The sequence below is a fragment of the Cellulomonas sp. genome, assembly GCF_036279715.1.
Classification (GTDB): Bacteria; Actinomycetota; Actinomycetes; order Actinomycetales; family Cellulomonadaceae; genus Cellulomonas_A.
The window spans coordinates 1-10,799 of the sequence record NZ_DASUIR010000066.1; the positions used below are offsets into that span (position 1 = coordinate 1).

Sequence of the window (10,799 nt, forward strand, 5' to 3'; positions counted from 1 at the left end):
GTGCGATCGGTCACCTGGCTCCCGACGCGGCGCTCGCTGCTCTCACGGCAGGCGGCGGGCTGGTCGCGGCGCGGAGCGCTTCTGCGGGGGTTCGCGTTGGCGACGGGATCGCGGACCTCGGAACGGCCGCTCGGACGGCCACGCTCGCGGAGGACCTGGCGGTGCCGGTCCCCCCTGTAGGCATCGAACCGTCCCTCTCGGACCAGATCGCGCGCGCGGAGCAGCACCTGTCGCGCCTGCACCATTCCGTGACCAACGACGCGATGCTCGCACGGCTACGATCGGCGGCGATTGATGGCCGACCTCTGCACGAGACCGAACTGAATTTCCTGAGGCACGAGATGAAGGAAGCTGAGCTGATGGACACAGGAATGGGATGGGAAGAGGCCCACGCGATAGCGGGCCAGACCCACCCCACGTATACCAACTACCATCCTGAGGTGATAGAGCAGTTCTCGGATCGATTCGGCATCAAGTGGCGAGAATATTGGGGGATAGAACTGCAATGATCATTCAGATGGGTCATCGACTCGTGGATCTCGGAATTGACTGCCCTCGCGCTCAGTACACGTCCCACGACACACGCAAGGAGTCGCTACCGACGCTGGGTGAGCCAATCGGCGTGACACGACGGGCCTTCGTCGAGATCCTCGAGCGAGCTGGCGGGCATCCGCAACGGGCACTGCTCGGCGGCACGCTGAGTCCCGGGACAGATCACCTGGAGGTCGTGCTGCATGTGTCGGAGGATCTCCCGATCGGGGCTGTAGCGGCGTACCCGGGCGCGTTCAGGCACGAGCTGGTCCCGGGTCTTCCCGAGGAGTTCATCGCGCGCATCCCGACCGCTCTCGCGACGAGGCTCGCCCGTCCGGGCGTGATCACGATCGACCGCGCCGCCTACGACGAGGTCGAGTCATCCGTGTACGGCTTCTCGCTCGCAGCGGACCTTCTGGGACTCGTCCTGAACTACGAGTCAATCCCCGAGGCGGAGGGCGCCATCCGGCAGCGCCTGACCGAATGGTGACGCCGAGGAGGTCGGGAAGCCATTCGATGATGATCGTGAAGATCGGATACCGTTGGGTAGCCGTTGCACTCGACCGCCCTCTTGCTCAATACCCGTCGCACGAGGTGCGCAGGGACTCCCTGCCTATGCCGGGTGAGACCGTGCGCGCGGCGAGACGAGCCTGCGTCGAGATCTTCCAAGGAGTGAGCGGAAATCCTCGATCAGCGCTCATCGGCGGAGTGCTCGCGCCGAGCACGGCGGAACAGCTCGAAGTCCAGCTCCACATCTCCGAGCTTCGTCCGACCGGGGCGGCGACCACGTGCCCCGGCGCGTTCGGACGCGACCTGGTCCCCGGCTTGGCCGAGGAGTTCATCGAGTGGATCCCCGGAGCACTCATGACGCAGATCACTCGGCCAGGCGTGATCACGATCGACCGTGCCGCCTATGACGAGGTCGGGTCGTCGGTGCATGCGTTCTCGCTCGCGGCGGACCTCCTGGGACTCGTCCTGAGCCACGAGTCACTGCCGGAGGCGGAGGGCGCCATCCGGCAACGCCTGACCGAATGGTGACCGCGGACCGAACACGCAGCCACGGGGCAGACCCTCGGCGGGTAGACGCGCTGAATGATCTGTTGCGGCGACGCATACCGGTGGGTGACAGCATCAAGAATCTGGGGCAGTTCCCCTGGGACAGCCCTGACGAGCTCGCCGTCCTGGGTGTCGCTGACGTGGTCGCAGCGCTGGAGTCGCACGCTCTTGGCGGGCTGGATGCTGACGGCCTGGAGTCGTGGGCCGAGGCCATCGCCGGTCGCGACGACGTGGCGATGGAGGCCACAGCTGCGGAGATGCTCGCCCAGGCGCTGTTCGAGCTCTCGTCCCCGGAGCTGTTCGGGCCTGTCGCCTCGACAGCTCCTCGCCTGCTGGAGTGCCTGCGGGCGCTCGCCGGCTCAGGCGACGAGGCCGACTGAGCTCGCGCGCATCCCGGACAGCTCGAGCTCCGGGACCGCCACGTTGACTCGGATCGGCTCGATCGAGGCGCCGTCGCGCAGGTCGCCGTGCGCAACGCCCGGTCGGCCGTCGCCCAGGTCGGCGCGCATGCCGTCGGATCGGCTGGCGCGTGCGCAGCTCGACGACACGTCCGTCTGGGCCCGACGCGCCCGCATCACGGTCGCGATGGTGCGGGCACCGATCACGGCCCACACGAGGTTCGCGGCGACCGACGCCCAGACGTGCCCGCGAGCGGCCACGATGCACATCATCAGCGCGGCGGCGACATTCGTGACCTGGAAGCGCCGGGACGACACCGACCATGTGCCGCGCGACACGAGCCCGTAGGCGCCGACGCAGGTGACGGCGCCGATCCATCCGATGGCGGTGACGAGGGCGTGCACGAGCGGGCTCCAGAGAACGACGGGACGGCGACGGCCGTCGGTCGGGGGTGACCCGGTGCGGCTGTGGGCCCAGTCTGCTCCGACGGAGCAGTTCACTTCAAATGAACTAAGGTCAACCAGGTAGTAAGCCAAACTGATGTGAGCCGGTATCATCGTCCTATGCCGACCGATCCGCGCAGACTCGCCGTGTTGCTGGCCGTGCACCGAGCCGGCGGGGTCAACGCGGCGGCCGACCTGCTGCACGTGACGCCGTCCGCCGTCTCGCAGCAGATCACCCGGCTCGAGGCCGAGGAGGGCGTCCAGGTGCTCGTCCGCGGCCCCCGGGGCGCGACCCTGACCCGCGCCGGGCGCATCCTCGCGGAGTCCGCCGAGCGCATCGAGGCCGAGCTCGTCGACGCGCACAAGGCCATCGCGACCCTCGGCGGCGAGATTGCCGGTCGGGTGACGATCGCCGCGTTCCAGACAGCGATCCGCGCGGTTGTCGGGCCCGCGCTCGCCGTCGTCGCCGAGCGGTACCCCGGGCTGGACCTCGCCGTCGAGGAGCGCGAGCCGGCCGAGTCGCTGCGTCGGCTGCGCGACGGTGACGCCGACATCGTCCTGATGGAGCGCGACGAGGACTCCGACGCGACGGTCCCGCGCGGGGTGCGCGACACCATCCTGCTCGAGGAGCCGTGGCGACTCGTCCTGCCCGCCTCCGTGGCAGCGCCGACGCAGCTCGCCGACCTCCGCGACGCCACCTGGGTCGGCGCCGAGCAGGGCACCGCTGCGGCCCGCGCGCTCGGTCGTGTCGCGGCGACGCTCGGGACACGCGTCCGGACGCGCCACCAGTACTACGACTTCGACGTCGCGCTCGCACTCGTCGCCGCAGGTCAGGGCGTCGCGATGCTCCCGGCGCTCGCGCTGCAGGGCGACGTGCCGACCGGGGTGAGCATCGTGACGGTGCCCGGCCTCGGGTCGCGACGCCTCGTCGCACGGCACCGGGCGACCCGGCGCGAGCCAGGCCCGGCGGTCGCCGCGGTCCTCGACGTGCTGCTCGACGTGGCCGCGGAGCTTGAGCTCGCCTGATGACCCGGTGGCTCAGGTCGACGATCATGGACCGATGAGCACCCCGTACCGCGTCATGACCGTCTGCACCGGCAACATCTGCCGGTCACCCATGGCTGAGGTCGTGCTGCGTGCACGCTTCGAGTCGACCGGGCTCGGTCAGCTGGTCGTCGTGGACTCGACGGGGATCAGCAGCGAGGAGCACGGCAACCCGATCGACCCGCGGGCGCGGACCGCTCTCGCCGGCCGCGGCTACGACGTCCCGCGTCGCACGGCCCGCCAGGTCAGGGCGACCGACCTGCCGGCTCGCGACCTCGTGCTGGCGATGACGAGCACGCACGCACGGGCGCTGCGCCGGCTCGCTCGTGACATCGACGCAGCGGGCCGCATCGTGATGTACCGGGCGTTCGACCCGGCAGCGCCACCCGTGCCCGACGGCGGCCCGGAGCACCTCCTCGACGTCGACGACCCCTGGTACGGCGGCCCCGACCAGTTCGAGGCGTGCCTCGACGAGATCGAGGCCGCAGCGGACGGGATCGTCACGCACGTGCGCTCGGCGATCGTGGTGCCGTGATGCTCACCCGACGAATCACCCTCGACGACGCCCCGGTCATCGCGGAGCTCCTGCGGGCCAACCGGGAGTTCCTCGCTCCGTGGGAGCCGATCCGACCCGAGGCGTACTTCACGGACGACGGCCAGCAGGAGGTCATCCGGACCGCGCTCGAGCAGCACGAGCAGGGATCAACCCTTCCGCACATCATCGTCGACGACTCCGGCGGCGTCGTCGGGCGCATCACGCTCCAAGGCATCACGCGGGGGCCGTTCCAGTCGTGCAGCCTCGGCTACTGGCTGAGCGCGTCGCACAACGGTCGCGGCCTCGCCACCGCCGCCGTCCGCGACATGCTCCGGGTGGCCTTCGAGGAGCTGGGACTGCACCGGGTCCAGGCCGGGACGCTGCTGCACAACGTGCGGTCGCAGCGCGTGCTCGAACGCAACGGGTTCGTCCGCTTCGGCGTCGCCCCGGCGTACCTGAACATCGCCGGGGCGTGGCAGGACCACGTCCTGTTCCAGGTGCTGACGAACGTCGCGGACTGACCTGGACGCTCCAGCAGGCGCTCGCCGCAGGACGCCGCGCGCGGTGGGGCACACAGCGCAAGACTTGCGCTGTCCGTCGGCGCCAGAGCCGGCGCGGTCGAGTGGAGCGAACGATGAAGTTCACGATCTACAAGGACAAGGCCGGGGAGTTCCGGTTCCGGATCGTCGCCACGAACGGAAACGTCCTCGCGGCGAGCGAGGGCTACAAGGCCAAGGCCTCCGCGCAGGGCGCGATCGACCGCATCAAGTCCGACGCCTCGGGCGCGACCGTGGTCGATGAGACGACTGCGACAGCGTGACCGCAGCGTGACGGGCGCGCGGCGCGGGAGGATGTGGTCATGAAGGTCTCGCGCCGCTCGCACGTCCCACCCTTCGCCGTGATGGAGGTCCTGGCGGCAGCCAACGCGCGCAAGGCCGCCGGGGAGTCGGTGCTCAACCTGTGCGCCGGCGAACCGTCCTCCGGCGCCTCCGACGTCGTCCGCGAGCGCGCGATCACGCTGCTCACGAGCGGCGACCTCGGGTACACCGAGTCGATGGGCGCTCCCCCGCTGCGCGCCGCGATCGCCGAGCACTACGGGCGCTGGTACGGCGTCGACGTCGACCCCGCGCGTATCGCCGTGACCACCGGGTCGTCGGGCGGGTTCATGCTCGCGTTCCTCGCTGCGTTCGACGCGGGAGACCGGGTCGCGCTGGCCAGGCCCGGCTACCCGGCCTACAAGAACATCCTCACCGCACTCGGCTGCGAGGTCGTCGAGCTCGCGTGCGGGCCCGCGACCCGCTACCAGCCGACGCTCGAGCAGCTGACCGACGCCTATGTCGAGGGTGGCCTGGACGGCGTCGTCGTCGCGAGCCCGGCGAACCCGACCGGGACGATGATCGCGCCCGACGAGCTCGCGGGGCTCGCCGCCTGGTGCGCCGAGTTCGACGTGCGGCTGGTCAGCGACGAGATCTACCACGGCATCACCTACGGCGGGCCCGGCAGCCAGGAGCAGTCGACCGCCGCGCAGTACCTCGACAAGGGTGCAGTCGTCGTGAACTCGTTCTCGAAGTACTGGGCGATGACCGGCTGGCGGCTCGGCTGGCTCGTGCTGCCCGACGACCTGATCACCCCGATCGACGCGCTCGCGAGCAACGTCGCGCTGTGCCCACCCGCGCTCGCGCAGTACGCCGGTGTCGCGGCGTTCAGCCCCGAGGGGTACGCGGCGGCGCGGGCCAACGTCGAGCAGTACGCAGCGGCCCGCTCCCTCCTGCTCGGGCGGCTGCCGGAGCTCGGCTGGATGCGCGTGGCCCCGGCCGACGGCGCGTTCTACCTGTACGCCGACATCGTCGCGTCGGGCCTGGACTCCGTGACGTGGTGCGCGCGGCTGCTCGCCGAGACGGGCGTCGCGCTCACGCCCGGGACCGACTTCGACACGGTCGACGGGTACAAGTGGGTGCGGCTGTCGTTCGCGTCGTCGGTCGACGTGGTCGGCGAGGCGGTCGACCGCATCGTGGCGTGGCAGCGCACGCTCTGACCCCCGCAGCCGGTGGCGTCGCCGGCTCAGCCAGGTGGTCCGGCCGCAACTGACGGGTCAGACCGGGGCCAGCGGGGTGTGCGGCCCCTCGGGCAGCTCGACGGCGATCGCGTCGTCCGGGCGGACGAGGCCGCTCACCAGCACGACGCTCATGACCCCGGCCTTGCGGATCAGGTTGCCGTCCGCGTCACGGTCGAGGACCGCCCGCATGAGGCCGTCCTGGTGACCGTCGATCTGCGTGCACGGGTTGCGGAGGCCCGTGAGCTCGACGACGGCGGTCTCACCGAGGTGGAGCCGCGTGCCGACGGGGAGGCTGAGCAGGTCGAGGCCGCGGGTCGAGACGTTCTCGCCGAGGTTGCCGGGAGCCACCGTGAACCCGCGGCCGGCGAGCTCGTCGAACAGCTCGGTCTGCATGAGGTGGACCTGCCGCAGGTTCGGTGGCGGGTTCGGTCCGCGGCGCGACATGTGCTGCACCGCCGCGCCGGAGTGCACGTCCCCCTCGACGCCGACCCCGGCAGCGAGCCGGACGAGGTCCTGGTTGACCTTGGCGAACCCGTGCACGGCGCTGCGGCTCACGGCCACGACCACTCCACCTGAAGCCATCTCCGGACGCTATCGGAAAGCATGAGGCCATGGCCCGCCGGGCCTGAGAGCATCGGCGCGTGGTGGACTCCCCCGAGCACGAGCAGTCGGTGCGCATCGTGCAGCTCGACCTCGCCGCGCTGCGGGCACTCGCCGCGGGTGACCTCGTGGAAGCGCAGCGGCACGTGACCGTCCCGCTGACGCCGTACCTGGTCGAGCCCGACTCGCGGCACCTGTGGCAGATGCGGGTCGGTCAGGTGACCGGCGACCCCGGCAGTGCCGCCTGGGTCACCGGCGTCGTCGTCGACGAGCCAACAGGTCGCGTCGTCGGCCGCGCGGGCTTCCACGGTCCGCCCGACGACGCCGGGATGGTCGAGGTCGGCTACTCGATCGACACGGCGGAGCGTCGACGCGGCTACGCGAGGGCCGCGCTGCGGTGGATGCTCGCGCGGGCCGCGGCAGAGCCCGGCGTCCGCGTCGTGCGCGCGTCCGTGAGCCCCGACAACGCCGTGTCGCGCGGGCTCGTGCTCGCGCACGGGTTCGTCGAGGTCGGCGACCAGTGGGACGACGAGGACGGGCTCGAGATCGTGTACGAGGTCCCGGCAGGCGACCCGACCGGCTAGCGGCAACCGTCCGCAACGCGCTCGACACGTGCGGCCCGTACGGTCAGGGGCATGGACGTGGCGGTGCTGGGTGCGACGGGTGACATCGGTCGACAGGTCTGCACGCAGCTCATCGAGCGGCGCGTGCTCCCGACGTCGTCCCGCCTGCAGCTCCTCGGGCGTCCCGGCGGCGCATCGGCGCGCGCGACGTACGGTCTGCGCGCGGACCTCATGGACGCGTACGACGAGCACGCACCGCTGATCGACGTCGCGCTCGACCCGGACGACGTCGTCGCGGACGTGATCGTCGTCGCGGCCGGCCGCACGACCCCGCCGACCGCGGGCAGCTCGACGGACCGTTCCCAGCTCGCCACGGACAACTACGCGGTGTTCGAGTCCTACGCCCGTGCGCTCGCCGTGCACGGGTCGGGCCACGAGGTCGTCGTCGTCGTGTCCAACCCGGTCGAGCTGGGCGTCGCCGTCATGGCGCGCGCGCTCGGGCGGCACCGGGTCATCGGCATGGGCGCCTGGCTCGACACCCTGCGGTTCCGCCGCGAGATCGCTGTCTCGCTCGGCCTGCGTCGACACCGCATCGGGGGCTTCGTCGCAGGTCAGCACGGCATGGACCTCGTGCCGCTCTGGTCGACCGTGCGGATCAGCGGGCTCGACGTGGACGAGCGTCGTCGGGCCATCGACGGGTTGCGCCGCGGGCGGACGCTCGCGACGTTCGGCGCCGAGCTCGCCGACGCGCAGGCCCGGCTGCTCGCGATCGCCGCGCAGGACATGGGCGCCGCCTTCGACCTCATCGACACCTGGCCGCCCGACCTGCGCGCGGTCGCCCGGCCCTGGATGACGCACCAGAGCGGCTCGAAGACCGCGGCCGGCACCGCGAACGCGACGGTCGAGCTCGTGGACACGCTGCTCGACGGGCGCGAGATCGTCGTCGCCGGGCAGGTCGCGCTCGCCGGCGAGGTGAGCGTGGGCGGCCACCGGCTCGACGGCGTCCTCGGTGTGCCCGTCGTGCTCGGGCCCGAGGGGTGGACGCGCGTGCTGCTCGACGAGCCCGCTCCCGACGAAGCCGAGCTGCTGCTGCAGTGCCGCGACCGCATTGACGCGACCCTCGCACCGTGGGACCTCGGCCGACCCGGAGCGGCCGCGTGAACGGCGGCGAGCGCTGGGTCGCGCTCGTGCGCGGCACCGACCGTCCGGGCACGCTCACAGCGCTGACCAGCGTGTTCTCGACCCGCGGGGTCAGCTTCGAGTCGCTCTCGACCGGCGCTGTCGACGGCGACGCCGGCACGATCGCCGTCACGTTCCGCGCGAGCGCCCGGCGTCAGCAGCTGCTCGTCCGGACCGTCGAGCGCCTCTCGGTGATCCGCTCGGTCGAGGTGCGCTCGGCCGACGACCCCGCCGTGCGTGCCGCGGGGGTCGTGCGGATGCCCGACGGCGTCGGGTTCACGCCGCCCGACGACGCCGACGTGCGCTGGTCCGGCGACGCGTCCGCCAGTCAGCCGGTGCTCGTCGAGGGCTCGCTCGCGGACGTGACGACCGTCATCGCGCGGGCCCGCGAACAGGGCGCGGCGATGACCGCAACCGTGATCGTCGGGATGTGAGGCCGGACGTCGAGCAGTGGCTGGGCTCGCCGCCCGGTACGCTGGCGGCGCAGTCCAACTGAACACGCTGCTCGAACCGCGGCGGGAGAGTCCTCCCGTTCCACGGCGAGGCGCCGAAGGAGCAAGCCCTCCCCGGGAAACTCTCAGGCCCCCGTACCGCCACGGCGAGGCAACTCTGGAAAGCGGTCGCTCGGCAACGGACGACCCACCGACGGTGCAAGCCGGCGCGCCCCGGGGCCCCACAAGGGCACATGGCGGACCGGCAAAACTCTCAGGTCGCATGCCCTCGGGCCGGCGGATGACAGAACGGGGAGGCCACCCGTCCGTCCCGGTGCCCGCCGGACGACTCCCGGAGGCCCACGTGACCGAGCTCGACCCGACCGCAACGCTCGACCTGACGGCAACGCTCGGCCAGACGGCCGTGACGCACCTCAGCTCCGTCGAGCTGGCCCACCGGACCGACGCCGCGCGTGACTTCGCGGACCGGCACATCGGCCCTCGATCGCGCGACACGGCCACGATGCTGGACCGGCTCGGTTACGACTCCCTCGACGCGCTGATCGATGCGGCCGTCCCCGCGTCGATCCGCACGGAGCGTCCGCTCGACCTGCCCGTGGCCCGCAGCGAGTCCGAGGTGCTCGCGGCGTTGCGGGCGATCGCCGCCAAGAACACGGTCATGACGCAGATGATCGGCCAGGGCTACTCCGACACGATCACGCCGCCGGTCATCCGCCGCAACCTGCTCGAGTCCCCCGCCTGGTACACGGCCTACACGCCGTACCAGCCGGAGATCTCCCAGGGGCGGCTCGAAGCCCTGCTCAACTTCCAGACGGTCATCGCCGACCTCACGGCGCTCCCGGTCGCGAACGCGTCGCTGCTCGACGAGGCGACAGCGGTCGCGGAGGCCGTCGCCCTCATGCGGCGCGCCGTGAAGGGTCGTCCCGACGGCGTCGTCGTGCTCGACTCGGAGTGCCTGCCCCAGACCATCGCGGTCACGCGCGGGCGCGCCGAGGCGATCGGACACCCTGTCGTCGTCGCGGACCTGAGCGCGGGCCTGCCCGACGTCGGCCCCGGCGGGATCGTCGGCGTCGTCCTGCAGGCACCCGGCGCGTCCGGGGTCGTCCGTGACCTCGCTCCCCTGATCGCGGCCGCCAAGGCGGCCGGCGCGCTCGTGACCGTCGCCGCGGACCTGCTCTCGCTCACGGTGCTGACTCCCCCCGGCGAGCTCGGGGCGGACGTCGCGGTCGGCTCGGCGCAGAGGTTCGGGGTCCCGCTGTTCTACGGCGGGCCGCACGCCGCGTACATGGCGGTGCGCACCGGCCTCGAGCGGATGATCCCGGGTCGGCTCGTCGGCGTCTCGGTCGACGTGGACGGCGCCCCCGCCTACCGGCTCGCGCTCGCGACGCGTGAGCAGCACATCCGCCGCGAGAAGGCCACGAGCAACATCTGCACGGCGCAGGCGCTGCTCGCGATCGGGGCGTCGATGTACGCGGTCTACCACGGGCCCGACGGCCTGCGGGCGATCGCAGAGCGGGTGCACCGCAGGGCTGTGGCGCTCGCGAAGGACCTGCGCGCCGTCGACGTCGTCGTCGAGCACGACGCGTTCTTCGACACGATCCGCACTGTCGTCCCGGGTCGCGCCGCCGTGGTCGTGGCCGCGGCCGCTGCGCGCGGCATCAACCTCTGGGCGCCCGACGCCGACCACGTCCAGGTCGCGTGCGACGAGACGACGACGCCCGAGCACCTCGAGGCCGTCGTCGCGGCGTTCGTCGCGGGCGGCGCTCCGCGGGTCTCGGTGGGCGAGCCGACCCCTCCCGCCGACCTGCTGACGCAGCTGCGGCGCACGTCGGAGTTCCTGACGCACCCCGTCTTCCACCGGTACCGGTCGGAGACCGCGATGCTGCGCTACCTCCGCCGGCTCTCCGACAAGGACCTCGCGCTCGACCGCACGATGATCCC

General features: G+C 71.9%; 14 protein-coding genes, 1 pseudogene and 1 riboswitch. Of the genes and pseudogenes, 13 read left to right on the plus strand and 2 right to left on the minus strand.

Annotated features, from left to right (window positions below):
- From VFW79_RS06990 to VFW79_RS07005, 4 genes are all read left to right on the plus strand, one after another.
- Nucleotides 1-509: hypothetical protein (locus VFW79_RS06990; RefSeq protein WP_329676597.1), on the plus strand; the 509-nt coding region annotated here is incomplete at its 5' end.
- A gap of 113 nt (nt 510-622) precedes the next feature.
- A complete protein-coding gene (locus VFW79_RS06995) occupies nt 623-1,021 on the plus strand; it encodes a hypothetical protein (protein ID WP_329676598.1) in 399 nt (132 codons plus the stop codon).
- A gap of 125 nt (nt 1,022-1,146) precedes the next feature.
- Nucleotides 1,147-1,569, plus strand: a complete 423-nt coding sequence (locus VFW79_RS07000) for a hypothetical protein (RefSeq protein WP_329676599.1) — start codon at nt 1,147-1,149, stop codon at nt 1,567-1,569.
- Between the two features lie 80 nt (nt 1,570-1,649).
- Entirely contained in the window at nt 1,650-1,967 is a 318-nt protein-coding gene (locus VFW79_RS07005; protein ID WP_329676600.1) for a hypothetical protein, read from the plus strand.
- On the opposite strand, the gene VFW79_RS07010 is transcribed toward VFW79_RS07005, so the two are convergent.
- Nucleotides 1,947-2,390, minus strand: a complete 444-nt coding sequence (locus VFW79_RS07010; protein WP_329676601.1) for a CBU_0592 family membrane protein — start codon at nt 2,388-2,390, stop codon at nt 1,947-1,949. The genes VFW79_RS07005 and VFW79_RS07010 overlap by 21 nt on opposite strands.
- A 159-nt stretch (nt 2,391-2,549) precedes the next feature.
- Between VFW79_RS07010 and VFW79_RS07015 the strand changes: the two genes are divergently transcribed.
- The 5 genes from VFW79_RS07015 (at nt 2,550) to VFW79_RS07035 (ending at nt 6,043) form a co-directional block, all read left to right on the plus strand.
- Nucleotides 2,550-3,455, plus strand: a complete 906-nt coding sequence (locus VFW79_RS07015; protein ID WP_329676602.1) for a LysR family transcriptional regulator — start codon at nt 2,550-2,552, stop codon at nt 3,453-3,455.
- Between the two features lie 34 nt (nt 3,456-3,489).
- Nucleotides 3,490-4,008: a low molecular weight protein-tyrosine-phosphatase gene (locus tag VFW79_RS07020; protein WP_329676603.1), complete on the plus strand. Its 519-nt coding sequence runs from the start codon at nt 3,490-3,492 to the stop codon at nt 4,006-4,008.
- On the plus strand, nt 4,008-4,529 hold the full coding sequence (locus VFW79_RS07025) for a GNAT family protein (RefSeq protein WP_329676604.1): 522 nt from the start codon (nt 4,008-4,010) through the stop codon (nt 4,527-4,529). The genes VFW79_RS07020 and VFW79_RS07025 overlap by 1 nt, the downstream gene beginning before the upstream one ends.
- A gap of 113 nt (nt 4,530-4,642) precedes the next feature.
- Nucleotides 4,643-4,828, plus strand: a complete 186-nt coding sequence (locus tag VFW79_RS07030) for a YegP family protein (RefSeq protein ID WP_329676605.1) — start codon at nt 4,643-4,645, stop codon at nt 4,826-4,828.
- 39 nt (nt 4,829-4,867) lie between these two features.
- Nucleotides 4,868-6,043 carry a pyridoxal phosphate-dependent aminotransferase gene (locus VFW79_RS07035; protein ID WP_329676606.1) on the plus strand — a complete coding sequence of 392 codons (1,176 nt, stop codon included), beginning with the start codon at nt 4,868-4,870 and terminating at the stop codon, nt 6,041-6,043.
- Nucleotides 6,044-6,100: 57 nt separating this feature from the next.
- On the opposite strand, the gene VFW79_RS07040 is transcribed toward VFW79_RS07035, so the two are convergent.
- Nucleotides 6,101-6,646 carry an MOSC domain-containing protein gene (locus VFW79_RS07040; protein ID WP_329676607.1) on the minus strand — a complete coding sequence of 182 codons (546 nt, stop codon included), beginning with the start codon at nt 6,644-6,646 and terminating at the stop codon, nt 6,101-6,103.
- A 59-nt stretch (nt 6,647-6,705) separates the two neighbouring features.
- On the opposite strand from VFW79_RS07040, the gene VFW79_RS07045 reads away from it, so the two are divergent.
- The 4 genes and pseudogenes from VFW79_RS07045 to VFW79_RS07060 form a co-directional block, all read left to right on the plus strand.
- The gene (locus VFW79_RS07045) at nt 6,706-7,248 is read left to right on the plus strand and encodes a GNAT family protein (protein WP_329676608.1); all 543 of its coding nucleotides are present in this window, start codon (nt 6,706-6,708) and stop codon (nt 7,246-7,248) included.
- Between the two features lie 51 nt (nt 7,249-7,299).
- Nucleotides 7,300-8,388 (plus strand): lactate/malate family dehydrogenase, encoded by a 1,089-nt coding sequence (locus VFW79_RS07050; protein ID WP_329676609.1) that lies wholly within the window; start codon nt 7,300-7,302, stop codon nt 8,386-8,388.
- The gene (locus tag VFW79_RS07055; protein WP_329676610.1) at nt 8,385-8,840 is read left to right on the plus strand and encodes a hypothetical protein; all 456 of its coding nucleotides are present in this window, start codon (nt 8,385-8,387) and stop codon (nt 8,838-8,840) included. Before VFW79_RS07050 ends, VFW79_RS07055 begins: the two co-directional genes overlap by 4 nt.
- A gap of 72 nt (nt 8,841-8,912) precedes the next feature.
- Nucleotides 8,913-9,009, plus strand: a riboswitch (glycine riboswitch).
- A 252-nt stretch (nt 9,010-9,261) separates the two neighbouring features.
- Nucleotides 9,262-10,799 (plus strand): annotated as a pseudogene (locus VFW79_RS07060) (glycine dehydrogenase (aminomethyl-transferring)); the annotation flags it as partial.